The sequence below is a fragment of the Rhizobium album genome, from assembly GCF_003122325.1.
GTDB classification, from domain to species: Bacteria; Pseudomonadota; Alphaproteobacteria; order Rhizobiales; family Rhizobiaceae; genus Metarhizobium; species Metarhizobium album.
In genome coordinates, this window is record NZ_QFBC01000021.1 from 1 (window position 1) to 26,054 (window position 26,054).

The 26,054-nt window shown below is 62.1% G+C and carries 27 protein-coding genes, 1 tRNA gene and 1 pseudogene; 19 read left to right on the top strand and 10 right to left on the bottom strand.

Going from position 1 to position 26,054, the window contains the following annotated elements; all coding sequences use genetic code 11:
• Positions 1-761: 761 nt before the first annotated feature.
• Positions 762-851: transfer RNA gene (locus DEM27_RS29300), tRNA-Ser, on the bottom strand.
• A gap of 303 nt (positions 852-1,154) precedes the next feature.
• Between DEM27_RS29300 and rplU the strand changes: the two genes are divergently transcribed.
• The 4 genes from rplU (at position 1,155) to DEM27_RS29320 (ending at position 3,107) form a co-directional block, all read left to right on the top strand.
• Positions 1,155-1,469, top strand: coding sequence for a 50S ribosomal protein L21 (gene rplU / locus DEM27_RS29305; RefSeq protein ID WP_109461800.1), 315 nt, complete (start codon positions 1,155-1,157; stop codon positions 1,467-1,469).
• A gap of 29 nt (positions 1,470-1,498) precedes the next feature.
• Positions 1,499-1,768: a 50S ribosomal protein L27 gene (rpmA, locus tag DEM27_RS29310; RefSeq protein ID WP_109461801.1), complete on the top strand. Its 270-nt coding sequence runs from the start codon at positions 1,499-1,501 to the stop codon at positions 1,766-1,768.
• Positions 1,769-1,893: 125 nt separating this feature from the next.
• On the top strand, positions 1,894-2,523 hold the full coding sequence (locus DEM27_RS29315) for a GNAT family N-acetyltransferase (RefSeq protein WP_109461802.1): 630 nt from the start codon (positions 1,894-1,896) through the stop codon (positions 2,521-2,523).
• Entirely contained in the window at positions 2,520-3,107 is a 588-nt protein-coding gene (locus DEM27_RS29320; protein WP_109461803.1) for a GNAT family N-acetyltransferase, read from the top strand. The genes DEM27_RS29315 and DEM27_RS29320 overlap by 4 nt, the downstream gene beginning before the upstream one ends.
• 145 nt (positions 3,108-3,252) lie before the next feature.
• Here the strand turns inward: DEM27_RS29320 and DEM27_RS29325 are convergent, their stop codons facing one another.
• The gene (locus DEM27_RS29325) at positions 3,253-4,113 is read right to left on the bottom strand and encodes an endonuclease/exonuclease/phosphatase family protein (protein WP_109461804.1); all 861 of its coding nucleotides are present in this window, start codon (positions 4,111-4,113) and stop codon (positions 3,253-3,255) included.
• 84 nt (positions 4,114-4,197) lie between these two features.
• Here DEM27_RS29325 and obgE point away from each other — a divergent pair, with 84 nt between their 5' ends.
• The 11 genes and pseudogenes from obgE to DEM27_RS35120 all read left to right on the top strand — a co-directional run.
• Complete coding sequence (gene obgE, locus DEM27_RS29330) at positions 4,198-5,253, top strand: GTPase ObgE (protein ID WP_109461805.1); 1,056 nt, start codon at positions 4,198-4,200, stop codon at positions 5,251-5,253.
• Between the two features lies 1 nt (position 5,254).
• Positions 5,255-6,418: a glutamate 5-kinase gene (gene proB, locus DEM27_RS29335; RefSeq protein WP_109461806.1), complete on the top strand. Its 1,164-nt coding sequence runs from the start codon at positions 5,255-5,257 to the stop codon at positions 6,416-6,418.
• The gene (locus DEM27_RS29340; RefSeq protein ID WP_109461874.1) at positions 6,411-7,694 is read left to right on the top strand and encodes a glutamate-5-semialdehyde dehydrogenase; all 1,284 of its coding nucleotides are present in this window, start codon (positions 6,411-6,413) and stop codon (positions 7,692-7,694) included. The genes proB and DEM27_RS29340 overlap by 8 nt, the downstream gene beginning before the upstream one ends.
• 37 nt (positions 7,695-7,731) lie before the next feature.
• Positions 7,732-8,319 carry a nicotinate-nucleotide adenylyltransferase gene (locus tag DEM27_RS29345; RefSeq protein ID WP_205908979.1) on the top strand — a complete coding sequence of 196 codons (588 nt, stop codon included), beginning with the start codon at positions 7,732-7,734 and terminating at the stop codon, positions 8,317-8,319.
• A 97-nt stretch (positions 8,320-8,416) separates the two neighbouring features.
• A complete protein-coding gene (rsfS, locus tag DEM27_RS29350) occupies positions 8,417-8,911 on the top strand; it encodes a ribosome silencing factor (RefSeq protein ID WP_109461808.1) in 495 nt (164 codons plus the stop codon).
• A 102-nt stretch (positions 8,912-9,013) separates the two neighbouring features.
• Positions 9,014-9,496, top strand: coding sequence for a 23S rRNA (pseudouridine(1915)-N(3))-methyltransferase RlmH (rlmH, locus tag DEM27_RS29355; protein WP_109461809.1), 483 nt, complete (start codon positions 9,014-9,016; stop codon positions 9,494-9,496).
• Between the two features lie 125 nt (positions 9,497-9,621).
• Positions 9,622-11,025, top strand: a complete 1,404-nt coding sequence (locus DEM27_RS29360) for a murein hydrolase activator EnvC family protein (protein ID WP_109461810.1) — start codon at positions 9,622-9,624, stop codon at positions 11,023-11,025.
• Complete coding sequence (locus DEM27_RS29365; RefSeq protein ID WP_109461811.1) at positions 11,015-12,337, top strand: S41 family peptidase; 1,323 nt, start codon at positions 11,015-11,017, stop codon at positions 12,335-12,337. Before DEM27_RS29360 ends, DEM27_RS29365 begins: the two co-directional genes overlap by 11 nt.
• Before the next feature lie 72 nt (positions 12,338-12,409).
• A complete protein-coding gene (locus tag DEM27_RS29370; protein ID WP_109461812.1) occupies positions 12,410-13,606 on the top strand; it encodes a divergent polysaccharide deacetylase family protein in 1,197 nt (398 codons plus the stop codon).
• A gap of 40 nt (positions 13,607-13,646) precedes the next feature.
• Positions 13,647-14,177, top strand: a complete 531-nt coding sequence (locus DEM27_RS29375) for an RNA pyrophosphohydrolase (protein WP_109461813.1) — start codon at positions 13,647-13,649, stop codon at positions 14,175-14,177.
• Positions 14,178-14,246: 69 nt separating this feature from the next.
• Positions 14,247-14,447 (top strand): annotated as a pseudogene (locus DEM27_RS35120) (helix-turn-helix domain-containing protein); the annotation flags it as partial.
• Positions 14,448-14,477: 30 nt separating this feature from the next.
• On the opposite strand, the gene DEM27_RS35125 reads toward DEM27_RS35120, so the two are convergent.
• From DEM27_RS35125 to DEM27_RS34800, 6 genes are all read right to left on the bottom strand, one after another.
• Positions 14,478-14,738, bottom strand: a complete 261-nt coding sequence (locus tag DEM27_RS35125; RefSeq protein WP_337250488.1) for a VOC family protein — start codon at positions 14,736-14,738, stop codon at positions 14,478-14,480.
• Between the two features lie 102 nt (positions 14,739-14,840).
• On the bottom strand, positions 14,841-15,338 hold the full coding sequence (gene bfr / locus DEM27_RS29385; protein ID WP_128755593.1) for a bacterioferritin: 498 nt from the start codon (positions 15,336-15,338) through the stop codon (positions 14,841-14,843).
• Positions 15,304-15,657 (bottom strand): (2Fe-2S)-binding protein, encoded by a 354-nt coding sequence (locus DEM27_RS29390; RefSeq protein ID WP_245446220.1) that lies wholly within the window; start codon positions 15,655-15,657, stop codon positions 15,304-15,306. Before DEM27_RS29390 ends, bfr begins: the two co-directional genes overlap by 35 nt.
• 246 nt (positions 15,658-15,903) lie before the next feature.
• On the bottom strand, positions 15,904-19,332 hold the full coding sequence (locus DEM27_RS29395; RefSeq protein ID WP_109461816.1) for an error-prone DNA polymerase: 3,429 nt from the start codon (positions 19,330-19,332) through the stop codon (positions 15,904-15,906).
• Complete coding sequence (locus DEM27_RS29400) at positions 19,329-20,753, bottom strand: Y-family DNA polymerase (protein WP_420028865.1); 1,425 nt, start codon at positions 20,751-20,753, stop codon at positions 19,329-19,331. The genes DEM27_RS29395 and DEM27_RS29400 overlap by 4 nt, the downstream gene beginning before the upstream one ends.
• Positions 20,754-20,793: 40 nt before the next feature.
• Positions 20,794-21,750: an ImuA family protein gene (locus DEM27_RS34800; RefSeq protein ID WP_245446211.1), complete on the bottom strand. Its 957-nt coding sequence runs from the start codon at positions 21,748-21,750 to the stop codon at positions 20,794-20,796.
• A 219-nt stretch (positions 21,751-21,969) separates the two neighbouring features.
• Here DEM27_RS34800 and DEM27_RS29405 point away from each other — a divergent pair, with 219 nt between their 5' ends.
• A complete protein-coding gene (locus DEM27_RS29405) occupies positions 21,970-22,410 on the top strand; it encodes a metallopeptidase family protein (protein ID WP_109461876.1) in 441 nt (146 codons plus the stop codon).
• A gap of 98 nt (positions 22,411-22,508) precedes the next feature.
• Here DEM27_RS29405 and DEM27_RS29410 read toward each other — a convergent pair whose 3' ends face one another.
• Positions 22,509-22,715, bottom strand: coding sequence for a DUF1737 domain-containing protein (locus DEM27_RS29410; RefSeq protein WP_109461818.1), 207 nt, complete (start codon positions 22,713-22,715; stop codon positions 22,509-22,511).
• A complete protein-coding gene (locus DEM27_RS29415; RefSeq protein ID WP_109461819.1) occupies positions 22,712-23,620 on the bottom strand; it encodes an HpcH/HpaI aldolase/citrate lyase family protein in 909 nt (302 codons plus the stop codon). Before DEM27_RS29415 ends, DEM27_RS29410 begins: the two co-directional genes overlap by 4 nt.
• 112 nt (positions 23,621-23,732) lie before the next feature.
• Here DEM27_RS29415 and DEM27_RS29420 point away from each other — a divergent pair, with 112 nt between their 5' ends.
• The 3 genes from DEM27_RS29420 to leuB all read left to right on the top strand — a co-directional run bounded on the left by DEM27_RS29420 (position 23,733) and on the right by leuB (position 26,037).
• Positions 23,733-23,960, top strand: a complete 228-nt coding sequence (locus DEM27_RS29420; RefSeq protein WP_109461820.1) for a hypothetical protein — start codon at positions 23,733-23,735, stop codon at positions 23,958-23,960.
• A gap of 135 nt (positions 23,961-24,095) precedes the next feature.
• A complete protein-coding gene (leuD, locus tag DEM27_RS29425; RefSeq protein WP_109461821.1) occupies positions 24,096-24,701 on the top strand; it encodes a 3-isopropylmalate dehydratase small subunit in 606 nt (201 codons plus the stop codon).
• Between the two features lie 223 nt (positions 24,702-24,924).
• Positions 24,925-26,037 carry a 3-isopropylmalate dehydrogenase gene (gene leuB, locus DEM27_RS29430; protein ID WP_109461822.1) on the top strand — a complete coding sequence of 371 codons (1,113 nt, stop codon included), beginning with the start codon at positions 24,925-24,927 and terminating at the stop codon, positions 26,035-26,037.
• The last annotated feature ends 17 nt before the right edge of the window (positions 26,038-26,054 follow it).

Below are 26,054 nucleotides of genomic sequence, written 5' to 3' on the forward strand. Positions count from 1 at the left end.
TTGGCGCGCTGCTACTCGAACAAAACGATGAATGGGCAGTCCAACGATCCCGCTATATGACACTGGAAACCATCGCCGCGATGAGCGATGATCCGCTCATCAGCCTGCCAGCAGCAAGCTGATCAATTCCCGGCTCTGTCCGGAAGGCACGGCGATCGCCGAAGCTACACCATCTCCTGGGACACGATCGCAGATATCGCAGATAAAGGTCTTTTCCTGGCAACGATCGATGCCGCCCTTCTTCCCGCTGCAGGGTGTATTTGCACCGGTGGCAACTGAAGCGCATACGATAAAAATCGCTCCCGTAACTGAAATCCAAATTCTCAAACTCGCCCCCTCCACGTCGCGGAGCCTATCGGAATGGGCGTTTCAAAATGGTATCCGCAACTTTGGAGGGTTTCCGAGATGCCCTTGCGCATATGGCCTGGCGACCTGTTGCAAGTCAGCCTCTTCTCACGTTGCGCTTTTTTGGGGTCGGTCTATGGGGTGCCCGTGATGGCGGTCGGACGCCTCGAAACGTCCGGCGCGCGGGGTGAAATTTGGGCAGCTTCTCCATCCCGCTCGGCACAAGGCCGCGCCATTCTTCAAGCATGTGCTGATTTGCTGATTGCTACAAGCTTGGGGCTTTGCGGTTGACCACAGGTATTGCAAATAGGTCACACGCGTTCGCATTCGTCCGTGCGTAGCCGCAAGTCAAAGTGGGGAAGCGGCAATTGATCCTAGAGAAATCACAACAAAATCAGATCTCTAGAGCAATCTGATGGCGGAGAGGGTGGGATTTGAACCCACGATACCCTTGCAGGTATGCCGCATTTCGAGTGCGGTGCATTCGACCACTCTGCCACCTCTCCGCGGTCCGGTCGGCGCTTGTTCGGCGCGGGCGTTCTCATAACCATTGCAAACCGGTCTGGCAAGGGTAAATATCGATAAATGGTGTGGTTTCGCCTTGACAGAAATTGGCCGCTCACGTATCTCGGCACGCGAATAGGCGTGGGGTAGCTTGCGCCCGATTTCCCTCCACTTCGTGGAGTTTCACCGGCAGTTCGAGTTCTGAGGGCACTAAAGCCCTGAAATTCCTGCTTAATATCGACTGATAAAAAGACGGCCTGCTGGGTTTCCAGCGAGAGCCGGAAACGGACATGAAAGGATAAAAAATGTTCGCAGTCATCAAGACCGGCGGTAAGCAGTACCGCGTGGCAGCCAACGACGTGCTGACCATCGAAAAGCTTGATGTCGCCGCCGGCGACAGCATCGAATTCACCGAGGTTCTCGTGGTCGGCGTCGGCGCCGATGCGACGTTCGGCGCGCCCTTCGTGGCTGGCGCTTCGGTCAAGGCCGAAGTTGTCGAGCACAACCGCGGCAAGAAGGTCATTTCCTTCAAGAAGCGTCGTCGCCAGAACTCCAAGCGTTCGCGCGGCCATCGTCAGCATCACACGGTCGTCCGCATCACGGACATCGTGGCAGCCTAAGAACCCAGGTCAGGTAAAGGAGAAATCCAATGGCACATAAAAAAGCTGGCGGTTCCTCGCGTAACGGTCGCGATTCCCAGTCCAAGCGCCTCGGCGTGAAGAAGTTCGGCGGCGAAGTCGTCGTTCCGGGCAACATCATCGTGCGTCAGCGCGGCACCCAGTGGCATCCGGGCGCGAACGTCGGTCTCGGCAAGGATCACACGATCTTTGCACTTACGGCCGGCAATGTGAATTACCGTACGCGCGCCAACGGTCGCGTCTACGTGTCCGTCATGCCGAAAGCCGAAGCAGCGGAATAAGCCGGTAGCGCTCTAAAACAGCCGGCGTCTCATCGACCCGGCTGACCGCACCAGGTTCAGACCAGAAAAAAGGGGAGATGGGGCGCCATCTCCCCTTTTTCTTTTCCCTAACGGAGGACTGAACCATGCAAAGCGAATTGTTGCGGGACGACCAATCGAGGTCTCCCGAAGAACGGCCGAGGCCGGAGCGGTTAAGGACCGATTGCCCTGTCTTGTTATCGGAACGGCTCGTCCTGCGCGCGCCGCACGAAGAAGACATCGACGCCCTTGCCAATCTCGCCAACAACGCCAAAGTCGCTACAATGGTCTCGCGTATGCCGCACCCGTACACGGTCAACGACGCAGCCGATTTCGTGCGACGCACGAAACAGGGCGGTATTGGCAAGTGCGTCTATGCCATTACCAAAGCCGACAACGGCCTCTTCCTCGGTTGCTGCGGTATCGAACCCATAGACGACGGCACCGTCGAGATCGGCTACTGGCTGGGCGAACCCTATTGGAACCGCGGCTACATGACCGAAGCCGCACATGCGCTGATCGACATGGTTTTCCGCACGCGGGATATCGACCAGATCGATGCCCGCTGCCGCGTCGTCAACATCGGTTCCCGGCGGGTGATCCAGAAGTGCGGCTTCCAGTTCCAGGGATCGGCGATGTTTCCGTCGCTCGCCATGGGCAGCCTCGTCGCCGTCGAGTGGTTCCGGCTCGACCGCAAGACCTGGATGTCGTTGAGAAGCTGGGGAGGCATGCGATGAACGCGCAGACCCTTCGCCGTGTCGAGACCGCACGTCCGAGTGCCGGCCCCTGCCCGGTCATCCGCACCGAACGCCTCGTCCTGCGGCCGCACAGGCTCGGCGATGCCGATGCGATCGCCGAATCCTTTGCGGATTTCCGCGTCACCCGCATGCTGTCGCGCGTGCCGGTGCCCTATCACCGGCAGGATGCGCTGGATTGGCTGGTGCCGCAGATGTCAGGCATGCTGCCGGACTGGTCGCTGGCGATCACCACCGGCGACGACGTCCATATCGGCGTCGTCGGCATCGAGTTGCGGCATGGCCAATGGCATCTCGGCTACTGGCTCAACCGCTTCTATTGGGGCCGCGGCTACATGAGCGAAGCAACGGGAGCGACCATCGAACGGCTCTTCCGCCGCATGCCCGATATCACGCTGCATTCCGGCGCCTTTGCGGACAATCCGGCCTCGCTGCGTATCCAGAACAAGCTGGGGTTCCGGCTGACGGGATGCAGCGACGCGTTCTGCCTCGCCCGCAACGCCATGGCGCCGCATATCGAAACGGTGCTGACCGCGGAAAGCTTCGTGCCGCCGCCACGCCGCTAAATCGTATCGCGATCTTTCAAGTTCGCTCTCACGCTTTGGCCTTTGTTGTCGCATGTCGTTTTCGCAAAACCGCTGCACAGTTTTGCGCGACATGCTTTGGCATCGGCCGGGCCGCCCTTTCACGTCGAGGGCGGCCCGGCAAACCTCATTCGAGCTCCAGCCAGAGCGGAAAATGATCCGACCCTTTGGCAGTCGTGTCGATGAACGCGTCCTTGAGACGCGCCAGAAGACCGTAGCTCAAGAAACCGTAATCCAGCTGCAGGCGCCGGCCATGGTTCTTCGCATCGATACAGCTATAGGTTTCCGCCGTCAGCCGGCCGAGCCAGCCCAGCGCGTCCACCGGGTTAAGCGAGCGCAGCGTGCGGCCGTAGACCGGATCGGTGCTGCCCGCCATGGCGACATATTCCGGCGATTCCGGCTGCATGTTGAAATCGCCGAGCAGGATGTAGTCTTCCGGCAGCGGCGGATCGGCAAGCTGGAATTCGCTGGCGCCGGTCAGCGCGCCGCCCTCCTCCGTAAACCGCCCCGCCCGCTCCTTGAGATAGCGGATCTGCATGATGCGCTCCTCGACGGAGGTATGGTCGAGATGCACCGAATAGACGCGCAGCGGTCCCGCCGGCGTCTCCAGCACCGCCTCCGTCGCCCCGCGCTGCAGGTTGAGGCGATCGAAGGTGCGCTGGCGCGGCAGAAGCAGGGTGCGCGTCGACAGGATCGGCCAGCGCGACAGGATCATGTTGCCGAACTGCAGCCGTCGTTCGCGGCGCTGCCCGTCCTCGACAACCGCGCCGAGATGCACGTCGCAGGGAGCACCGTACACCCAGAAATAGTCCGGGAAGAAGGTGGCCAGATCGCCCGCCAGATCGGCATATCCGTTGGGTTCGAAGCCTCTGGTGACTTCCTGCAGCGCGATGACGTCTGCGCCGGCAAGGCTTGCGGCAATACGGTCGAGGTCATATTTCCCATCAAGACCCATGCCAAACTGTATGTTATAACTCGCGAACTTCACGATAGTCTTTGACCTCCGCTGCAGCCGGTTATATCCAAAGCGGCGACTTCCCGAACATCCTGACACCCAACGATTGGCATTGAAATGAAATTTCTCGACGAAGCAAAGGTCTATATCCGCTCCGGAGACGGCGGCGCGGGTGCCGTTTCCTTCCGGCGCGAGAAGTTCATCGAATTCGGCGGGCCTGACGGCGGCGACGGCGGGCGCGGCGGCGATGTCTGGGTGGAAGCGGTGAACGGCCTCAACACCCTGATCGACTTCCGCTACCAGCAGCATTACAAGGCCAAGACCGGCACGCACGGCATGGGCAGAAACCGCACCGGCGCCAACGGCGAAGAGGTGACGATGAAGGTGCCGGTCGGCACCCAGATCCTCGAGGAAGACGGCGAAACGCTGATCGTCGACCTCGTGCGCGAGGGCCAGCGCTTCCGCCTGGCGGCCGGCGGCAATGGCGGTTTTGGCAATGCCCATTTCAAGTCGTCGACCAACCAGGCGCCGACCTGGGCCAATCCCGGCCTCGAAGGTGAAGAGAAGACCATCTGGCTGCGGCTGAAGCTGATCGCCGATGCCGGCCTGGTCGGCCTGCCCAATGCCGGCAAGTCGACCTTCCTGGCGACGGTGACGCGGGCGCGCCCGAAGATCGCCAACTACCCGTTCACCACCCTGCATCCCAATCTCGGCGTCGCCACCATCGACGGCCGTGAATTCGTGCTTGCCGACATTCCCGGCCTGATCGAAGGCGCCCATGAAGGTGTCGGCATCGGCGACCGCTTCCTCGGCCATGTCGAGCGCACCCGCGTGCTGTTGCATCTGGTCTCGGCGCAGGAGGAAAAGGTCGGCAAGGCCTACAAGACCGTACGCCACGAGCTCGACGCCTATGGCGGCGACCTGATCGGCAAGCCCGAGATCGTCGCCCTGTCGCAGATCGACACGCTCGACGAAAAGGAACGCAAGAAGAAGGCCAAGGAGCTTGAGAAGGCTTGCGGCCGGCCGCCGATGCTGTTGTCGGCCGCGACCGGCGAAGGCATGACGGATGCGTTGCGGGCGCTGCGCGACATCATTGTCGCCAGCAGCGGCGGCGATACGGCGCTGCCGGATCGCAGCGTGCCGGTACAGGACGATGTCGAGGACGAGGAATGAGATGAGCAACGGCCGCAAACCGCTCGCCTCCTATCGGCGCATCGTCATCAAGATCGGCTCCGCCCTTCTCGTCGACCGCAAGTCCGGGCTGAAGCAGTCCTGGCTTGACGCCATGTGCGCCGACATCGCCGCGCTCAAGGCCCGCGGCACCGATGTTCTCGTGGTGTCGTCCGGCGCCATCGCGCTCGGTCGCTCGGTGCTGAACGTTCCGGCCGGCGCCCTGAAGCTCGAGGAAAGCCAGGCCGCCGCCGCCGTCGGCCAGATCGCTCTGGCGCGTGCCTGGACACAGAGCCTGTCTCGCGATGCGATCATCGCCGGGCAGATCCTGCTGACACTCGGCGACACGGAAGAACGCCGCCGCTATCTCAACGCCAAGGCGACGATCAACCAGCTGCTCAGGCTCGGCGCCGTACCGATCATCAACGAGAATGATACCGTCGCCACCAGCGAAATCCGCTATGGCGACAACGACCGCCTCGCCGCTCGCGTTGCGACGATGACCGGCGCGGACCTGCTGGTGCTACTTTCCGATATCGACGGCCTCTATACGGCGCCGCCGCATCTCGACCCCGAAGCCCGTTTCCTCGACACGATCGAGGCGATCACGCCCGACATCGAGGCGATGGCCGGTGGCGCGGCTTCGGAACTGTCGCGCGGCGGCATGCGCACCAAGATCGATGCCGGCAAGATCGCCACGGGTGCCGGCTGCGCCATGATCATCGCTTCCGGCAAGCCGGATCATCCGCTGCAGGCCATCGAAAGCGGTGCCCGCTCCTCCTGGTTCGCACCTTCGGGTACGCCGGTCACGGCGCGAAAGACCTGGATTGCCGGGCAGCTGCATCCGGCCGGCGAATTGCATGTGGACAGCGGCGCGGAAAACGCGCTGCAATCCGGCAAGAGCCTGCTGCCGGCCGGCGTGCGCACGGTCGTCGGGCAATTCGAGCGCGGCGATACGATTGCCGTCATCGGTGCGGAAGGCCGGGAAATCGCCCGCGGCCTCGTCAGCTACGATGCCGACGAGGCCCGCCAGATCGCCGGCCGCAAGTCGGGCGAGATCGAAGCCATTCTCGGTTATGCCGGCCGCGCCGCCATGGTGCACCGCGACGACCTGGTGATGACCGTCAGGGCCACGAAAGAACGAACGAAGGATGCAGCCCATGCTTGAGAAGGTGACGCAGACCCTGGATATCGAAGCGCTGATGAACGACATCGGCGCCAAGGCCAAGGCCGCGCGCCGACCGTTGGCGACCGCATCCACCGAGGCGAAGAACCGGGCGCTGAACGCCATGGCGGACGAGATCGTCGCTGCCACGCCGGCTATCCTCGCCGCCAACGCCGAAGACCTCAGGGATGTCGAGGGCACCGAGATGTTGCCGTCCTTCATCGACCGGCTGACGCTGACGGAAAAACGCATTCGCGAAATGGCCGACGGTGTTCGCGCCATCGCAGCATTCGAGGATCCGGTCGGCAGCGTGATCGCCGAATGGGACCGGCCGAACGGGCTGCACATCGAGCGCGTGCGCACGCCGCTCGGCGTCATCGGCGTCATCTATGAAAGCCGGCCGAACGTGACAGCGGATGCCGGCGCCCTGTGCCTCAAGGCCGGCAATGCCGTGATCCTGCGCGGCGGCTCGGATTCGCGCCGCTCGTCACAGGCCATCCATGCCTGCCTGGTGCGCGGCCTGAAAGCCGCCGGCCTGCCGGAACACGCCATCCAGCTGGTGCCGACCACCGACCGCGCCGCCGTCGGCGCCATGCTTACCGGTCTTGGCGGCTCAATCGACGTCATCGTGCCGCGTGGCGGCAAGAGCCTGGTGGCGCGGGTGCAGAACGAGGCGCGCGTGCCGGTCTTCGCCCATCTGGAAGGCCTGTGCCACATCTATGTCGATGCCTCCGCCGATCTGGAGATGGCAAAATCGATCGTCGTCAACGCCAAGATGCGCCGCACCGGCATCTGCGGCGCGGCCGAGACCCTGCTCGTCGATAGTGCCGCGATCGGCACGCACCTGATGCCGATCCTGGAAGCCCTGACCGCGGCGGGCTGCGAGATCCGTGCCTCCGCCGCGGTGCTGAAGGTCTTCCCGGCCTTCAGGCCGGCCACCGAGGAGGATTGGCGCACCGAATATCTCGACGCGATCATCTCGGTCGCCATCGTCGACGGCATTTCCGGCGCGATCAAGCATATCGACCATTATTCCTCCAACCACACCGAGGCTGTCATCGCCGAGGATGCGGAGGTGGTCGCGCGCTTCTTCAACGAGATCGATTCCGCCATCCTGCTGCACAATGCCTCGACGCAGTTTGCCGATGGCGGCGAGTTCGGCATGGGCGGCGAGATCGGCATCGCCACCGGCAAGATGCATGCCCGCGGCCCGGTGGGCGTCGAGCAGCTGACCTCATTCAAATACCGTGTGCGCGGCACCGGCCAGACCAGACCGTGACGTGACAGCAGACAGGATCGACCGCCGCTATCTGATCATGCCCCATGCCGAACGCGGCATGGTCGTGGGCCTGTTCGGCGGTTCGTTCAATCCGCCGCACCAGGGCCATGCCCTGGTGGCGGACATCGCGCTCCGCCGTCTCGGCCTCGACCAGCTGTGGTGGATGGTGACACCGGGCAACCCGTTGAAAAGCCATTCCAATCTCGCGCCGCTGTCGCAACGGCTCGCCTGGAGCGAGAAGGTGGCGGCCAATCCACGCATCAAGGTCACCGCCTTCGAAAAGACGCTCGGCGGCAGCTATACGGCAAAAACGCTGGCCAGGGTGAAGGCGCTCAATCCGCATGTGCATTTCATCTGGATCATGGGGGCCGACAACCTCAAGAGTTTCGACAAGTGGCAGAACTGGCAGGGCATCGCCTGCACCTTTCCGATCGCCGTGATCGACCGGCCGGGCGCGACGCTTTCCTACCTCTCTTCCAAGATGGCGCAACGCTTCGGTTTCGCCCGGCTCGACGAAGACGATGCCGGCGTGCTCTGGCGGAAGCGAGCGCCGGCCTGGACCTTCATCCACGGTCCGCGCTCGACGCTGAGTTCGACTGCACTTCGCGCCGCCGGCGCAAAATGATCGGCCGACCATCTCTGCCGAAATGCGGCAAAACGGCCATAGAGGCGCTTATCTGATAAAACAGCAAACCCGCATGTCTTGAAACCTTAAGGGTTTGATGCCTATCTTTATCGATGATTGGGGCAATCTGCCCGAATCGTCAGTGCCTGTTGCTGTTACGCCAAGGAAAGGAAGAACTCTGACAACAGTACACGCCAAGGGGAGAGCGTCCGTCGCCGCCCCTAAAAGCCCGGAACGTGGCGCCGATGCCGCTGCCCGCGCTCTTCAACTGGTCCTCCTCAGCCTGGAGGACTCGAAGGCAGAAGATATCGTCACCATCAACATTGCCGGAAAATCGGCGCTTGGAGATTACATGGTTGTCGTCTCCGGCCGTTCGAACAGGCATGTCGCCGCCATCAGCGACCACCTGATTTCCGACCTCAAGGAAGAGGGTTTCGGCAACGCTCGCGTCGAAGGTCTGGAAACCGGCGACTGGGTGCTGATTGACACGGGTGACATCATCGTCCACGTCTTCCGCCCCGAAATCCGCGAGTTCTACAACATCGAAAAGATGTGGGCTGCCCCGGATCTCGAAGAAGAGACGCGGCACTGATCGTTCCTGCCGGCATGTTTGCCGAAGGACGATAAGGTCGGACCGTCGCGGCGGCAGTGAAGCCGCCGAAACGGGCTCGGCCATGGACGGACGGAAACAGACATGCGGATTGGCCTTTTTGCTGTCGGCCGGCTCAAAGCCGGGCCTGAGAAAGATCTTGCGGCCCGGTATCTCGAACGGCTGGCCAAGGCCGGGCCTGCGATCGGCCTGGAATTTTCGCGCGTTGTCGAAGTGGCCGAAAGCCGCGCCGCCAATGCCGCGACCCGCAAGCGCGAAGAAGCCGGCATGCTGGAAAAGGCGCTGCCGGAAGGCGCCGTTCTCATTCTCCTCGACGAACGCGGCAAGGCGCTCGACAGCGAAGCCTTTGCGACGATGATCGGCCAGTATCGCGACAACGGCAAACGTGACCTGATGGTCGCTGTCGGCGGCGCCGACGGGCTCGATCCGGCGCTCTACGACAGGGCGGACGCCACGCTCTGCCTCGGCAAGATGACCTGGCCGCACCAGCTGGTGCGCATTCTCATCGCCGAGCAGCTGTATCGCGCCGTCACCATCCTGTCCGGCCATCCCTATCACCGAATTTGAGGGATGCGGCCACATCGCCGCCGGATTTTCGTCTTTCCTTAATCGGTAACGGCGATGTTCCTTGGCGACGGGCCGCAAATCAGCTTAGATTCCGGCTTCTTTTGACCGTGACGACAGCAGGCCGAATGGACGCACCGCACCGCAGACCGAAAAAAGCGCGCTTGCCGCAGGTGGCGGCAGGTCTCGGTCTTGCCGTCGCCATCAGTGTGCTGCCGCAAGCTTTTGCCCAGGAAACGACGGCGACCCAGCCGAGATCCGTGACGGAAGCCGATCCGACCGCCGAACTGCAGCGCGAGCGGGATCTGACGCGGAGCGAACTGGAGACGCTCTCCCGGACCATGACGCTTTCGGCCGAAAAAGCCGAGAGCTTGAAACAAAACATCGATGCTCTGGAGAAAAGCACCGTCAGCCTGCGTTCGGCACTGATCGATTCGGCAAATCGCCGCAAGCAGCTCGACAAGCAGATCGCCGCCAGCGGGGAAAAACTCGCGGACCTCAATATCCGCCGCGACAAGGTCCATGGCTCATTGAAGGAGCGCCGTGGCCTGCTGGCCGAGGTTCTGGCCGCCTTGCAACGGATGGGCCGCAATCCGCCGCCGGCCCTGCTGGTGACGCCCGACGATGCGCTCGCCTCCGTGCGCAGCGCCATCCTGCTCGGCGCCGTCGTTCCCGGCATCCGCAAGGAGACGGAGCGCCTGGCCGCCGACCTGCAGGAACTGGCGACCCTTTCTGCCGCAATCCTGGCGGAAAAGGCCAATTTTGCCACCACCGTCACCAACAATCTCGAGGAAGAGCGGCGCATGGACCTGCTCATCGTCGAGAACGACAAGCTGAGCCGCAAGACGGTCGACGAACTGGAGGCGGAGCGACGGCATGCGAAAGAGCTGGCAGCCCGGGCCACCAGTCTCGAGGGCCTGATCGGCTCGCTGGAAACCGAGATCGCCTCCGTGGGGGAAGCCGCCGCCCTCGCCCAAGCGGAGGAGGAAAAGCGCCGTGCCATGACCGACGAGCAGCGGCAGAAGGCAAAAGAACTCGCCGAGAGCGGCGTGCCCGACAAAAACCGCATTGCGCCTGCATATGCTTTCTCCGATTTGAAAAACAAGCTGGAGCTTCCGGTTGCAGGCGAGATCATCCGCCAGTTCGGCGATGCCGACGGCACCGGACACCCGGCCAAGGGCATGACGATCGCATCCACCCCGGGCATGCTGGTCACGGCGCCTGCGGACGGCTCGGTGGTTTTCGCCGGAGTTTTCCGCAGCTATGGCCAGGTGGTCATTCTGAACACAGGCGACGGCTACCACCTGGTGATGTCCGGCATGGATCAGATCAAGACGCGCCAGGGCAAATTCGTCTTCGCCGGCGAACCCCTTGCGGTCATGGGTGAGAAAAGAGTGGCGAGCGCGACGGCTTTGGCGCTGGAAACGGATCGTCCGACACTTTACATTGAATTTCGAAAAGGCGACCAGCCGGTCGATTCCCGACCGTGGTGGACCGCGACAGGCACTGGAAAGGCACGCAATGATACGTAGGGCTTCACTTGTTCTCGTGGGCGCTCTGATGGGTGCGACGGCGATGAGCGTCATTTATTCGGCTGGCATGCCTGCGGTCGCCGCAGGTGCGTCCACCTACAAGGAACTGTCGATCTTCGGCGACGTCTTCGAGCGCGTGCGCGCCCAGTACGTCACCCCGCCGCAGGAAGACAAGCTCATCGAGAATGCCATCAACGGCATGCTGACCTCGCTCGATCCGCATTCCAGCTACATGAATGCCAAGGATGCCGACGACATGCGCACCCAGACCAAGGGTGAGTTCGGCGGCCTCGGCATTGAAGTGACGATGGAAGAAGAACTCGTCAAGGTCATCACCCCGATCGACGATACGCCGGCCGCCCGCGCCGGCGTGCTTGCCGGCGACTTCATCTCCGAGATCGACGGCCAGCCGGTGCGCGGCCTCAAGCTCGAAGATGCGGTCGACAAGATGCGCGGCGAGATCAACACGCCGATCAAGCTGACCATCCTGCGCAAAGGCGCCGACAAGCCGATCGAACTGACCATCGTCCGCGACATCATTCCGGTCCGCGCCGTCAAGTCGCGCGTCGAAGGCGATGTCGGTTACCTGCGCGTCATCTCCTTCTCGGAAAAGACCTATGACGACCTCGAAAAGGCGATCGTCAACATCAAGAAGGAAGTGCCGGCCGACAAGCTGAAGGGCTACGTGCTCGACCTGCGCCTCAACCCGGGCGGCTTGCTCGACCAGGCGATCAATGTCTCCGACGCTTTCCTGGAGCGTGGCGAAGTGGTTTCGACCCGCGGCCGCAACCCGGACGAAACCCGCCGCTTCAACGCCGGCCCGGGCGACCTGACCGACGGCAAGCCGGTGATCGTGCTGATCAACGGCGGTTCGGCATCGGCTTCCGAAATCGTCGCCGGCGCCCTGCAGGACATGCACCGCGCCACGGTTCTCGGCACCCGGTCCTTCGGCAAGGGTTCGGTCCAGACCATGATCCCGCTCGGCGAGAACGGCATGCTGCGCCTGACCACGGCGCTGTATTACACACCGTCCGGCAAGTCGATCCAGGGCACCGGCATCCAGCCGGATATCAAGGTCGACCAGCCGCTGCCGGTCGAACTGCAGGGCAAGGTGACCATGGAAGGCGAATCCAGCCTGCCGGGCCACATCAAGGGCCAGAACGAGACCGAAGAGGGCTCCGGCTCCGTTGCCTACGTTCCGCCGGAACCCAAGGACGACGTGCAGCTCAACTACGCCCTCGACCTGCTGCGCGGCGTCAAGAAGGATCCGTCCTTCCCGCCGATCGCCGACAAGGCCGAGGTCACCAAGTAAATATCTTGAAAGGCGCCGGCCCCTCGCGTGGGGGCCGGCGCCTTTTGATTCGCGATCGGGGCGGGCGCATCATTGGGAACGGATCTCCACGAACCGCTGGGCAGGAACCGCGCCGCGGCCAGAAAGCCTTATGGCCGCCTGACCGCGGCCGCCGTGTTTTCCGTCCTCGGGCTTGTCGTGGTGGGCGCCGTTTCCGTTTATGCCCTCCTGCCCTCCGAAAAGCTGAGCCGCCCCTCCGACACCGAAGTCACCCAGGCTGAAAAGCCGGCGGAGACGGCGCAGAGCACCGGCGACATCGCCGCGGAAAAACTTTCGAAAGACCCCGGCGGCCTGCCGCGCGAAAAATCGCATTCCGGCGCCAAGGTCGAGCGGACGCTGACCAATGACGGTTCCGTCGTCACCAAATATTCGCCGAAAACGAGAGACGGCAAAGGGCCGGTGCTGATCGGCACGGCCGCTGTCGGCCAGGATCCGCGCATGGCCGCCCTGCCGAACGACGACCTCTTGGAAGACAGCCCCTTCGGAAAGCTGCCGATCATCGGCAAGGACGGATTGCGCCCGGTGGAGCAATATGCCCGCCCGTGGTCCGGGAGCCGCAGCACCCGCATCGCCATCGTCGTCGGCGGCCTCGGCCTCAGCCAGACGGGCACGCAGCGCGCCATCAAGCAGTTGCCGGAAGAAATCACCTTCGCTTTTGCCGCCAGCGGCAACAGCCTGCAGCGCTGGATGCAGGAAGCCCGGCGCAGCGGCCACGAGATTCTCATCCAGCTGCCGCTGGAGCCGTTCGATTATCCGGATAACGATCCCGGCCCGGGCACGCTGCTGACCTCGCAATCCAGGGACGACAACATCGCCGACCTGCATCGGGCGCTGGGCAAGATCACCAATTACACCGGCGTGATGAACTACCTCGGCGGCCGTTTCCTCTCCGATGCCGATGCGCTCGACCCGGTCATGCGCGACATCGCCGCCCGCGGCCTGCTATTTCTCGACGACGGATCGGTGGCGCAGACGCAGACGGGCAATTTCGCCAAGGCGCTGGACATGCCGCACGCCTTTGCCGACGTGCAGCTGGACGGACAGCTGAACACCGACGCGATCCTCGCCAAGCTGGACGAGCTGGAGCGCATCGCCCGGCGCAACGGCCAGGCGATCGGCGTCGCCTCCGCCTTCGACGAAAGCATCGCCGCCATCCGCCAGTGGAGCGACGAAGCATCGCTTCGCGGCATCGAGATCGTCGGTGTCTCGGCGCTGGCAACCACCCCCTGAGATGCCGACTATTGAGATGCCAACCCTTGAGATCAATGACATGAGCAAGAACAGGAACGCCCCCGTGAAAGCCGAAGACCTGCCCTATCGCCCCTGCGTCGGTATCATGGTGCTCAATCGCCAGGGGCTGGTCTGGGCGGGCAAACGCATCCCCATCGGCAATTCCGAATATGACGGCTCGCCGCAGCTGTGGCAGATGCCGCAGGGCGGCATCGACAAGAACGAAGACCCGCTGAAAGCCGCCTATCGCGAGCTTTACGAAGAGACCGGCATGCGTTCGGTATCGCTGCTCGCGGAAGCGCCGAACTGGATCAACTACGACCTGCCGCCGCAGCTGATCGGCATCGGCCTCAAGGGCAGGTTCCGCGGCCAGACGCAGCGCTGGTTTGCCTTCCGCTTCGAAGGCGACGAAACCGAGATCGCCATCAACCCGCCGCCGGGCGGCCACGAGCCGGAATTCGATGCCTGGGCGTGGAAGCCGATGCACGAGTTGCCCGGCCTGATCGTATCGTTCAAGCGCAGTGTCTACGACACCGTAGTGGCGGAATTCAGCCACCTCGCCGGGCGGTAGGGACCGGCAGGAGACGCAACCATGCTGCATGTCGGCTGGAGCCACAAGGCCAGGGCGCCGGCCCGCATCATGCCGCTTGCCCGCATCGCCAGGGACGCCGGCGCTTCGCCGCGGACATTGCAGCGGCGATTGCGCGAATGCCGGTTGCCGCCGCCGGATTTCTGGCGTCGCCTCGGACGGGCGCGACGCACCGTTTCCGCCCTTTCCGCCGATGAACCGCTGGCCGAGATGGCGACAGATTTCGGCTACAGCGATCAGGCCCATATGACACGCGAATGCCGGGGCTGCGAGCGACGGTTTTTACGGTTGTTTGCCCAGCTGCCGCATCAAGGCCGTCGAGGAGAAGGCAAGCTTGGTCGCGCCGGTCGAAAGCTCGCCATAATCACCGCTCTCATGCAGGAAGGCGATTTCGAAGCCGAAGGCGCGGGTGAAGAAGTCGAGACTGGCCCGAACGTCGTCGACATAGAGGATGGTATAACGGAAATTCATGGATGCTCCTTTTCTAACGCTCGGACACATAGGAGAGCGGCTGCGGAAGATCTTGAACTTTCGCGACATCATAAAATGAAAAACCGCCCGCGTTGTATCGCGGGCGGCTCTTTCAACAGCATGAAATGCTTGGCAATTTAAAATTTCCGCTTTTCAGCAAAATGCGGAAAAACCTTAGTGTTCGTCGCCTTCGGCTTCGTCGGCAGAGCCGGCGTTCAGCTGGCCATATTTCGCTTCACCGATCTTGTCGAGAAGCTCAAGCTGGGTTTCGAGGAAGTCGATATGGCCTTCCTCGTCGATCAACAGCTGTTCGAACAGTTTCATGGAAACATAATCGCCGGCCTCGTAACAGATGTCGCGCGACTTCTTGTACGAGGTGCGGGCGTCATATTCGCCGGCAAGATCGGCTTCCAGCACTTCCTTGACGTTCTGGCCAATGCGCAACGGCGAAACCGTCTGCAGGTTGGGGTGGCCTTCGAGGAAGATGATGCGGGCGACGAGCTTGTCGGCATGTTGCATCTCTTCGATCGATTCGGCACGTTCCTTCTTTGCGAGCTTGGTATATCCCCAGTCTTCAAGAAGGCGATAATGCAGCCAATATTGATTGACCGCGCCCAGTTCGAGGAACAATGCCTCGTTAAGCCGCTCGATGACTCTTTTGTCGCCTTTCAAGGTCCGCTCTCCTGTTTTCTTCATGGAATTCTTTGAGGCGGGCCATAAAATCAAATATTTCGGCGTCCGTCGAGTCACGCCGGCTGTGGTAATGTTCGGTTGTGCGGATGATGATGTCCACCACATTGGGGAAACAACCGCAGCAACGGCCGCGTTTTTCCATCGCGTGATAGACTTTTGCCGGCACGATCAGCTGCCAACAGTCCTCGTCGAGAAGCGCGACGATGGTGTCTTCGATCTCTTTTACGCTTATGAAGTTGCAGCTGCAAACCAGCATGTCGTCTTGCCTGTCATACGCAACGTACTGAATTGGTTTCATAAAGCAAAAGAGGATATTTGCTGTCAACAAAAAACTGCCTTTGCCTTGATCGACAAAGATTGGAATCGATCTAAACTTGATAAAATTTATCGTATTTTCATAACCTTAGGGACAGCGCCCAAGCCGATTCTTTGCAAAAGCCTGCGTCATAAAACCGCAAAAATTTCCAAAAATATTTTTGTTGAGGACGAAAAATCCACCGACCGGAGGTCATTTCCGGAAAAACAAGGCCCCTGGATCCGCGACTCAATGAAAGTTGCGCCCCTTCGGCATGACCTGCGCCGCCTCGGCGGCGGCCCTGCGCGCCTTTTGCCTCTCGTCACCTCGCTCATAACCACTTTCATTGCCTTGGCCATGGCGACGCAACGCAAACGCCGTTGATTGCGGTCCCTCCGTCGGCGGCGCATCACCTGCCTTGCCTTGCTGCAGCAAGGTCAGCAGCGGCGTCATATCTTCCAGTTGTTCGGCAACCACATGGATCACCCCGTTTTCCCGCTGCAGCCGACCCCTGATAAGCACCACCCGCGCGCCCATGACCACGGGGCGGTAACGATTGAAAACCTTGTTCCAGACAATCGCATTGGCGACCCCGGTTTCATCCTCGATGGTCATGAAAATCACACCGTTCGCCGATCCCGGCCGCTGGCGCACCAGCACCAGGCCGGCGATGCCCACACGCCGCCCCTTCGGGGCCGTCGCAAGGTCACGATTGCAGGTCACTCCCGCCTGGAAGAAACGCTGCCGCATGAATGCGGCCGGATGAGCCTTGAGCGACAGCGACAGGGCACGATAATCCTCGATCACCTGTTCGCCGGGCAACATCGCCGGCAAGATCACATCCGGCTCCCGCTGCAGATCGTTGTTGGCCCCCCGATCGAAGAGCGGCAGGTGCTCCGCCGCCGCCTTCTCATCCAAGGCCCTGACCGCCCACAACGCGTCGCGGCGGTCAAGGCCGATGGAGTGGAACGCATCGGCATCCGCCAGCCGCTCGATGGCAGACCGGGACAGGCCGGAACGCAACCAGAGATCACGCACCGAACCATATCCGGCACCACGCCGTGCAACGCAGGCCCGCATCTCGTTTTCGCTCACGCCCTTGACCTGCCGGAATCCGAGGCGCACGGCTTTTTCCGTCAGGATGACGCTTCGCATCGAGGCATGCCGCCGATCCACCCGCAACGGATCGAAGTCGTCATCTTCCAGCAGGCAATCCCAGTCGGAATGATTGATATCGACAGGACGGACTACGACGCCGTGCTCCCGCGCGTCACGCACCAGTTGCGCCGGCGCATAAAACCCCATGGGCTGCGAATTCAGCATCGCAACGCAAAAAATGTCCGGATAATAGGTCTTGAACCAGGAAGAAGCGTAAACGAGCAGCGCGAACGAGGCCGCATGGCTTTCGGGAAAACCGTATTCGCTAAACCCCTTGATCTGGTTGAAACACCGCTCGGCGAACTCCCTGTCGTAACCTCTTTCCGTCATTCCGGCGATCATCTTGTCGTGGAAATAGGTGATCGTGCCCGTCCGCTTGAACGTCGCCATTGCCCGGCGCAACCGGTCCGCTTCCGCCGGTTCGAAACCCGCGGCGGTGATGGCGATCTGCATTGCCTGCTCCTGGAACAGCGGCACGCCGAGGGTACGCTCGAGGATCGCCTTCAATTCCGGCTTGGGGAATTCCACTTGCTTTTTATGGGTGCGCCACTCCTCGCGGCGCTTCAGATAGGGATGGACCATGTCGCCCTGGATGGGACCGGGACGAACAATCGCCACCTCGATGACGAGATCGTAGAATTCGCGCGGCCGAAGGCGTGGCAGCATGCTCATCTGCGCCCGGCTTTCGATCTGGAAGACGCCGATCGTATCGGCCCGGCAGATCATGTCGTAGACCGGACCTTCGTCGGCGTGGACGGCATGACCGAGATCAGCGAGCGATTTTTTCCGATCATAATGCAGTTGCAGCAGGTCGAAAGCCTTGCCCAGGCATGTCAGCATGCCGAGCGCCAGCACATCGATCTTGAACAGGCCGATCGTATCGAGGTCGTCCTTGTCCCATTCGATCATGAAGCGGTCTTCCGAGGCCGTATTCATGATCGGGACGATCTCGTCGAGACGATCCCGGGTGATGACGAAGCCGCCGACATGCTGGGTCAGATGCCGGGGGAACGCCATGAGCAAACCGGTATATTCGAGGACCTGCTTTGTCGTGCGGTCCTGCGTGTCGAGACCGGCGGCCCTGGCCTGTTCGTCGGAAAAACCATGCGTCCACCAGCCCCAGACCGAAGCGACGAGGGCAGACTGCACGTCTTCCGACAGGCCGAAGGCCTTGGCGACCTCCCTGCCCGCCGACCGGGTCCGGTATGTCGTGACGGCGGCGGCAAGACCGGCATATTCCTTGCCATAGGTGTCATAAATATAGTCGATGACCTCCTGGCGGCGGGCATGCTCGAAATCGACATCGATATCCGGCGGCTCATGGCGTTCCGTCGATAAAAACCGTGCGAAGAGAAGCTTCATCTTCCTCGGGTCGACATCGGTGATTTCCAAGCAATAACAGACCGTCGAATTGGCGGCCGATCCCCTTCCCTGGCAGAGGATGTCCTTGCTGCGGGCAAACTGCATGATGTTGCGGATCGTCAAGAAATAGGATGGATAATCCTTTTCCTCGATCAGCTTGAGCTCCTGGCCGATCTGCTGGACGATGGCGCCGGACGCACCCTCGGGAAAACGCCTGGCAAAACCTTCCCAGGTCAACCGTTTCAGGGTCATTATCGGTGTTTCGTCGTCGCCTGTCTCGATGGGATAGAGATGGCCAAGCTCATCGAGCGAAAAAGATAGCCGACGAAACAGTTTTCCCGTATTGGCGACGGCCTCTGGATAGGCGCGAAAAATCCGCTGCAGTTCGGCGCAGTCCTTCAGGTGGCGCTCCGCATTGGCGGCCAGCAGAAACCCGGCTTCGGCAATCGTGACATGATGGCGGATCGCCGTCACGACATCGGACAGCGGGCGCCGCTCCACGACGTGATACAGCGGCTCGTTGGTCGCGATGAGCGGCAGGTGAAATTTTTCCGCAAGCACGCCCAGTTCCGCAAAAATTAGCCGGTCATAACCGTCGTAATGGGGAGAAAGAGCAAGATAGACCCGGCCGGGGCAGCAGGTTTTCAGGCTTGCCAGAAAATCTTCGAGATGCTGCCAGCCGGCCGGATCCCGGCGCCTGCGATCCGGCACCACCACCAGAATCAACTCCTCCTGCCATTCCATCAGATCTGCGGCATACAGGGTGCAAGTCCCCTTGTCCGAGCGCAGGTTGCCGGCGCTCAGCAGGCGGCAGAGATGACCCCAGCCCCGGCGATTGACGGGAAAGGCAAGGATGTCGGGCGTTCCGTCGCAGAAGACGAGGCGGGCGCCCGGCTGAACGGCGATGGGATCGAGCAGTTCTTCCCCCTTTTCCGTCTGCCAGGGTTTTCCGGCCATCGCCGCTTCGTATGTTTCCAGGATCGCCTTGGCTTTCGAATGCGCCCGCACCACGCCGGCAACGGAATTGCGGTCGGCGATGCCGAGGCCGGACAGACCCAGCCGGGAGGCCTGGGCAACCATGTCTTCGGCACTGGAGGCCCCTTCCAGGAAGGAAAAATGGGTGCGGGCACCGATTTCGCAAAAGCCGGCGGCGCTCATGCGAAGACCCCCTGCATATACCAGAGCGGCGCATTGGTCTCGCGCTCATACAGGCCTTCACGATACAGCCAGTAGCGGCGCCCGACCTCGTCCTCGACGCGGAAATAATCGCGCGTGAACGTATCTTTTGCATCAATCCACCATTCCGAGGCCAGCCGCTCCGGTCCTTCGGCGCGACGCACCCGGTGGAGGGTGCGCCGCCAGCGGAAACTGACCGGCGGCCCTTCCGGTACGGCGGCGGTGGCCTCGACGATCTCGGGATGGCGGAAAAGGCGTAGCGGCCGCTCGGAACGGCATGGGGTGGCTTCCGCTGCCAGCGGCGGCGTTTTCGACAGGCCCTGCACCACCTCCGCCGCCGGCACGAACAGGAAAGCGCGTTCCGGCAGGTGGCTTTGCCGGCCGACGGGCGCAAGCAGACAATCGGCACCGAAGCGGGCGGCCACCTGATCGATGAAGGTTCCGAGGCCGGCCTGCTCGTTTCCTGAGCCGGAAAAATCCTGCTGTTCGGCCGAGAAACTTTCCGACTGCAGAACGTTGAGGCGGATAATATCGATTCCGAATCCGGCATCGAGATCGTCATGCAGCGCCTGGAACCGGTCGCGGAACAATGCGGCCATCCGTTTCGGCTCCCGCAACGGCAGCGATGCGCCGGCCGACAGGCGCAAGACCGCACCATCGACACGAAAAAGAAGCAGTTCGAAAAGACGGCCGCCCAGCCCCTGTCTTTCCAGTTCCGGCTTCAGCGCTATCGCCAGCTGCAGGGCGAGATGCAGGAGATCCTCCTCCGCCTGGACCGGTTCGGCGAGCCGCCGCTCCACGGACAGGCTGGCCACCGGCCGCCGCGGCGAAATCGGTTCTTCGTCCCGGCCGAGCGCCTGGTCCAGGCGCAGAAGCAGGCCGGCGCCGAACCGGCGGGCAAGCGGTGCCCGCGGCTTGTGGAAGAGATCGCCGATCTGCCGCAACCCGACCTTGAAGAGCGACAGAACCATCTGTTCGTCGAGGCGCAGCGCCGAGAGGGGCAGGGGCGCCAAAGCCCGCTCGGCCTCGCCGTCACCGACGATCGTTTCCTGGCCGTAGCGGGCGATGGCCCAGGAGAGGCCGGGGGATGAAGAGACGGTCGCGCGCACGTCGAGGCCGAATTGCTGCAGTTTCGACAATACATCCTTGAGCAGGGCCGCCTCGCCGCCGAAAAGATGGGCGCAGCCGGTGATGTCGAGGAAAATTCCGTCCTCGCCGTCGAGCGCGACCAGCGGCGTGTAGCGATCGCACCAATCGGCGATCGCCGCCAGGAAACGCCGGTCGGCGGCGGCATCCGCCATGATCACCTCCAGCTTCGGGTGGATGGCCCGCGCCTCCGCCACGCCCTGCAGCTTTTTCAGGCCGATCCTTTCGGCAACCTCGTCGAGCGCCGTCAGCCGCATGGCATTCTTGACCGATGCGGCACAGACCAGCGGCGGCCCGTCAGGACGCCCGGTGCAACGCCACGACATGCCCCAGCGGCTGCGGGCGATGCGGTCGGTCGCCAGATGCGGAAAGTAGAGCGCCAGAATGCGCTGGCTGCGGCTTTTCGCCAGAAGCGGCGGCGGGAAGGGGGAGGGCAGAGAACTGGCGGTCATGGGGGTTCCACTCCAGGAAAAAATCCGCAAGAGCCGGCAGCCGGCTCTTTTCGAAAGCAAGGTGAAAGGCCGGGTTGCCGAGACTCCAAGGCAGGGTGGAGCCATCCGGCAGACGCCGGGAGACGGCCGGGGCCGGCCCGATGCGCAGCCGGAAAACGGCGCTGCTCGCCTCTTCCTCTCCGGCCTGCCGCAACAGCAGCAGGGAACATCCGACAGCCCGCGCCTTCAGGCTCAGCCGCCGGCTTTCCGTCAGCCCGAAACGGGCGGGATTGCCGCGCACCTCCAGGAGCACGGCCGAGAAGGCCCGGCTTTCCAGCCCGGCTTCGGCCAGCCACAAGGCTTCGTCGATGCCCTTCGGCGCGGCATAGAGAAGATGGTTCGCCGGCAGGCCGAAATCCTGCAGCCCCTGCACCACGGGGAGGCCGGCTTCCATCGCCACCACCTTTTCGCCGATCCACAGGACCAGCGGCCGGCCGGTCACCTTTGCGAAATGCCGGTGCAGCAGCACGCAGAGACCGAGAGCAAAACCCGTGACGGCGCCGGCATCACGCAACTCGGCGCCGCGAAATTCCATCAGTTCGCCAAGCGGCAGACCGCCCTGCAGCACCGCATCGAAAGCCGGCACACCAAGCGGCAAAAATCTGCTCGACGGCTCCTCACCCGGCTTCGGCCGGGCTGCGAACGGCTTTTCCGCCTTTGAACCGACACAGGTGGTATCGGCAGGCAAAACCTTGCCTTCGATACGGGCGATGGTTTCGCGCAGGGCAAAAAGCGCCTCTCGCGCCACGGCGTTTCCGGCCATGGACGTCACTCCTCATTCGATTGTCATAAGGGCCCGTTTCATCAGGGCAGGAGGCGGGCCATCCGGTGCGGCGCCTCCATGTTCACTTTATGTTCTTATGGATTCCAGAGGTGCACAGGAGAGTCAACAGGATTCTTTGTGAATTTATTCCTGTCCCGAAATCCGCACTCGAAAAGTGCCGGCAAAGGGCCTATATGGTGTCAGCAATAAGGAGCGATGATGGCCCGTATCGACCAGACCGAAGATTGGCGTGAACGTCATGCGCCAACGATCAGTACATTCGAATCGTTGGCGATTGAGGCCTATGGCAACCTGCCGGAAGAATTCCGCTCTCTTACCGACAACCTGATCATCGAGATTTCCGATTTTCCCACCGACGAAGTGTTCGAGGACATGGCGCTCGAGACGCCCTTCGACCTGCTCGGTCTTTTCGAAGGACGCGGCATCACCGAACGTTTCACCATGGATACGGGCGAGATGCCGAACCGCATCACGCTCTATCGCCGGCCGATCCTCGACTATTGGGCGGAGAACGAAGAAACGCTGGGCGATATCATCACCCATGTGCTGATCCACGAGATCGGCCACCACTTCGGCCTCAGCGACGACGACATGGAGCGCATCGAGGAAAGCGCCGAGACGGCAGCGGACGGGCACTGAGCGTCAGGGCAATTCTCTGGAAAGCGAAATACTCTATCTTTTTGTTTCTACGCAATTCCGGACGCAAAAACCGCTGCGCACTTTTGCTGGAACTTGCTCTATTGCTCGGAGAGCTTCATCTCCGGATCGTATTCCTTGCCGTGCACCGTTTTCACCACCGCCTGGCCGGCGATCATCTGGCCCGTCTGGCTGTTGAAGGAAAGCGTCGGCGATCCTTCAAGCTCCCACCCCTTGTTGAGCGCGGCACTGACCTTGTGGCAGAAGGACGCGTCGTCGGGACCGGTCAGGAAGCGGTAGAGTTTCATCGGGCAGCCTTTCGTTCGGCAATGAGGCGGACTTTCTGCATCAATCGCTCGGCCTCTTCAAGATGCAGGCGCTCGACCATGCGTCCGTCGAGATTGACGACGCCGAGGCCGGCGGCGGCGGGATCGGCGAAGGCGGTTATGATCGCCTTGGCCTCCCTGACGGCCGCTTCAGCCGGGCCAAAATGCCGGTTGGCGGCGTCGATCTGGGCGGGGTGGATCAGCATCTTGCCGTCGAACCCCATGGCGCGGCCCTGGCCGCACTCGGTATCATAGGCGTCGAGATCGCGAAAATCGTTGCAGACGCTGTCGATGACGTCGAGGCCGTAGGCGCGGGCGGCGAGAACCACCTGCATCAGCCACGGCACGAGATAGGTGCGGCCGGGCAGCGGCAGGACGCCGGTCTCCTTGCGCAGGTCATTGAGGCCGACGACGAAACAATCGAGCCGCGGCCCTTCGGTGCGCCCGGTCTCGGCGATCGCCGCGATATTGAGGATGGCGCGCGGGGTCTCCACCATCGCCCAGATCCGCAGGCTCTCCGGCGCGTCGTTTTCATCGAGGAGATCGGAAACCGCCAGGATGTCATCGGGGCTGTCGACCTTCGGCAGCAGCACGGCCTGCGGACGCAGCGCCAGCACGGTCTCCATGTCCTCGGCGCCGAAATCCGAGGACAGGGCATTGATGCGAATGATGGCTTCGCGGCCGGCAAGCGGCGTTTGCGAAAAAAACCGTTTCAGGTTGTCGCGCGCTTCGGCCTTTTTCTCCGGTGCGACCGAATCCTCCAGGTCGAAAATCACCGCATCGCAATCCAGTTCGTGCACCTTTTCAAGCGCCCTGCGGTTGATGGCGGGCACGCTGAGGACCGAGCGGCGCAGATGGACGGAGCGGAAATGCGACGAAGCAGGCATGACCAAGTTCTGCCAAGCTTTGACCGGCGGCGCAAGTCAACAAAATGCCACGCTCCCCTTGCACAAGGGCAATCAAGGGACCACATTGCAATCAGAGAAAGGCTTGAAAATCATGCAGAACCTCCGTTCATTCTTCTTCACCCTCTCCGCCGTTACTCTGGTCGCCGTGCTTGCGTTCCTCACCTTTTCCGTGACACTTGCCTTTGCCGGCGTGCTTGCGGCCGTGATGATCGCCCGTGCCGTTTCCATGAAGCTGAAACCGGCTCCGGTGCGTGCCCGCACTGGCCGCCAGCCGAATCGCGTCTGGAACGACGGCCGCGGCACGATCATCGACATGTGATTCGCTCTCCGGCAGCATGCTGCCGGCCTGCCGCGACGGACGCCTGTCAAAATTCTCCTTCAATTTTGCCCGGATTTCCTCTATTGGCAGGGGAAATCCGCATGACACACGTCCGCATGATACAAGGCAGGTCCCATGGATAAGTTTACAAAGCTCACCGGCGTCGCTGCGCCGCTCCCGGTCGTCAACATCGACACCGACATGATCATTCCGAAGGATTACCTGAAGACGATCAAGCGGACTGGTCTTGGCACCGGCCTTTTCGCCGAAGCCCGCTACAAGGAAGACGGCAGCCTGAACGAAGACTTCGTGCTCAACAAGCCCGCCTACCAGAACGCAAAAATCCTGGTTGCCGGCGACAATTTCGGCTGCGGCTCCTCGCGTGAGCATGCACCGTGGGCCCTGCTCGATTTCGGTATCCGCTGCGTCATCTCCACCAGCTTCGCCGACATCTTCTACAACAACTGTTTCAAGAACGGCATCCTGCCGATCGTCGTCAGCCCGGAAGATCTGGAAAAACTGATGGACGACGCCCAGCGCGGCTCCAACGCCATCCTGACGGTGGATCTCGAAGAGCAGGAAATCACCGGTCCGGACGGTGGTCGCATCTCCTTCGACATCGACGCCTTCAAGCGCCACTGCCTGCTCAACGGCCTCGACGACATCGGCCTGACGCTCGAAAAGGCGGCCAGCATCGACAGCTTCGAGAAGTCGAATGCAGAAAGCCGCCCCTGGGCCTGAGCCAGATCCGGCGAGAAGACGGTCATCATCATGAAGCAGCCCGGTCCAGGGCTGCTTTTTTGTTGCCCGCAGGACGGCGGCCCGCCTTGCGCCGCTCACCTGTAGCCGCACGGCAAAACCTCGCCAAGATCGCAGTGACGCTGCTTGAAATACAGGACTGCGGCGTTTAAGAACGCCCGCAACGTCTTTCCCAAAACAAGCGTCCCAATACAGGGGTTTTTCCATGACAGTGCGCAATCTTTTCCTTCTGCCGGGTGACGGCATCGGTCCGGAAGCCATGGCCGAGGTCCGCAAGATCATCGCCTATCTGAACGAGGCGAAAGGCACGGGTTTCGTTCTCGACGAAGGCCTGGTCGGCGGTGTGGCCTATGATGCGCATGGCTCTGCCGTTTCGGAAGAGGACATGGCCAAAGCGCTCGCCGCCGATGCCGTGCTGTTCGGCGCCGTCGGCGGCCCGAAGTGGGATGCCGTTCCTTACGAGGTTCGCCCGGAAGCCGGCCTGCTGCGCCTGCGCAAGGACCTGAAACTGTTTGCCAACCTGCGCCCGGCGATCTGCTACCCGGCGCTCGCGGCCGCCTCGTCGCTGAAGCCGGAACTGGTGGAAGGCCTCGACATCCTGATCGTGCGCGAACTCACCGGCGGCGTCTATTTCGGCGAGCCGAAAGAAATCATCGACCTCGGTAACGGCCAGAAGCGCGGCATCGACACCCAGGTCTATGATACCTACGAGATCGAGCGCATCGCCGGCGTCGCCTTCGAACTGGCCCGCACCCGCCAGAACCGCGTCTGCTCGATGGAGAAGCGCAACGTCATGAAGTCGGGCGTGCTCTGGAACCAGGTGGTGACGGAAACGCACAAGGCGAAATATTCCGACGTGCAGCTCGAGCACATGCTGGCGGATGCCGGCGGCATGCAGCTGGTGCGCCAGCCGAAACAGTTCGACGTCATCGTCACCGACAACCTGTTCGGCGACATGCTCTCCGACGTCGCCGCCATGCTGACCGGTTCGCTCGGCATGCTGCCGTCCGCATCGCTCGGCGCCCCGGACGCCAAGACCGGCAAGCGCAAGGCGCTGTACGAGCCGGTGCACGGTTCGGCTCCCGACATCGCCGGCAAAGGCATCGCCAACCCGATCGCCATGATCGCTTCCTTCGCCATGTGCCTGCGTTATTCCTTCAACCTCGTCACCGAGGCGGATAACCTGGAAAAGGCCATCGCCAACGTGCTCGACAAGGGTATCCGCACCGGCGACATCATGGCCGAAGGCTGCAAGCAGGTCGGCACCGTCGAGATGGGCGAGGCGATCCTCGCCGAGTTCAAGGCGATTTCGGCGTAAGGCATTTCCGCTTTTCA

Bases quoted from the DNA above. Each gene is read 5' to 3' on its own strand.
- rpmA (WP_109461801.1), top strand. From the start codon at position 1,499: ATGGCACATAAAAAAGCTGGCGGTTCCTCGCGTAACGGTCGCGATTCC.
- DEM27_RS29405 (WP_109461876.1), top strand. From the start codon at position 21,970: ATGGCCCGTATCGACCAGACCGAAGATTGGCGTGAACGTCATGCGCCA.
- DEM27_RS29360 (WP_109461810.1), top strand. From the start codon at position 9,622: ATGGACGCACCGCACCGCAGACCGAAAAAAGCGCGCTTGCCGCAGGTG.
- proB (WP_109461806.1), top strand. From the start codon at position 5,255: ATGAGCAACGGCCGCAAACCGCTCGCCTCCTATCGGCGCATCGTCATC.
- leuB (WP_109461822.1), top strand. From the start codon at position 24,925: ATGACAGTGCGCAATCTTTTCCTTCTGCCGGGTGACGGCATCGGTCCG.
- rplU (WP_109461800.1), top strand. From the start codon at position 1,155: ATGTTCGCAGTCATCAAGACCGGCGGTAAGCAGTACCGCGTGGCAGCC.
- DEM27_RS29365 (WP_109461811.1), top strand. From the start codon at position 11,015: ATGATACGTAGGGCTTCACTTGTTCTCGTGGGCGCTCTGATGGGTGCG.
- DEM27_RS29420 (WP_109461820.1), top strand. From the start codon at position 23,733: ATGCAGAACCTCCGTTCATTCTTCTTCACCCTCTCCGCCGTTACTCTG.
- DEM27_RS35125 (WP_337250488.1), bottom strand. From the start codon at position 14,738: ATGATGTCGCGAAAGTTCAAGATCTTCCGCAGCCGCTCTCCTATGTGT.
- obgE (WP_109461805.1), top strand. From the start codon at position 4,198: ATGAAATTTCTCGACGAAGCAAAGGTCTATATCCGCTCCGGAGACGGC.
- DEM27_RS29410 (WP_109461818.1), bottom strand. From the start codon at position 22,715: ATGAAACTCTACCGCTTCCTGACCGGTCCCGACGACGCGTCCTTCTGC.
- DEM27_RS29320 (WP_109461803.1), top strand. From the start codon at position 2,520: ATGAACGCGCAGACCCTTCGCCGTGTCGAGACCGCACGTCCGAGTGCC.
- rsfS (WP_109461808.1), top strand. From the start codon at position 8,417: ATGCCTATCTTTATCGATGATTGGGGCAATCTGCCCGAATCGTCAGTG.
- DEM27_RS29340 (WP_109461874.1), top strand. From the start codon at position 6,411: ATGCTTGAGAAGGTGACGCAGACCCTGGATATCGAAGCGCTGATGAAC.
- rlmH (WP_109461809.1), top strand. From the start codon at position 9,014: ATGCGGATTGGCCTTTTTGCTGTCGGCCGGCTCAAAGCCGGGCCTGAG.
- DEM27_RS29375 (WP_109461813.1), top strand. From the start codon at position 13,647: ATGAGCAAGAACAGGAACGCCCCCGTGAAAGCCGAAGACCTGCCCTAT.
- DEM27_RS29390 (WP_245446220.1), bottom strand. From the start codon at position 15,657: ATGAAACCAATTCAGTACGTTGCGTATGACAGGCAAGACGACATGCTG.
- DEM27_RS29415 (WP_109461819.1), bottom strand. From the start codon at position 23,620: ATGCCTGCTTCGTCGCATTTCCGCTCCGTCCATCTGCGCCGCTCGGTC.
- DEM27_RS29395 (WP_109461816.1), bottom strand. From the start codon at position 19,332: ATGAGCGCCGCCGGCTTTTGCGAAATCGGTGCCCGCACCCATTTTTCC.
- DEM27_RS29315 (WP_109461802.1), top strand. From the start codon at position 1,894: ATGCAAAGCGAATTGTTGCGGGACGACCAATCGAGGTCTCCCGAAGAA.
- DEM27_RS29400 (WP_420028865.1), bottom strand. From the start codon at position 20,753: ATGCGGCTGACGGCGCTCGACGAGGTTGCCGAAAGGATCGGCCTGAAA.
- DEM27_RS29345 (WP_205908979.1), top strand. From the start codon at position 7,732: ATGCCCCATGCCGAACGCGGCATGGTCGTGGGCCTGTTCGGCGGTTCG.
- DEM27_RS34800 (WP_245446211.1), bottom strand. From the start codon at position 21,750: ATGGCCGGAAACGCCGTGGCGCGAGAGGCGCTTTTTGCCCTGCGCGAA.
- leuD (WP_109461821.1), top strand. From the start codon at position 24,096: ATGGATAAGTTTACAAAGCTCACCGGCGTCGCTGCGCCGCTCCCGGTC.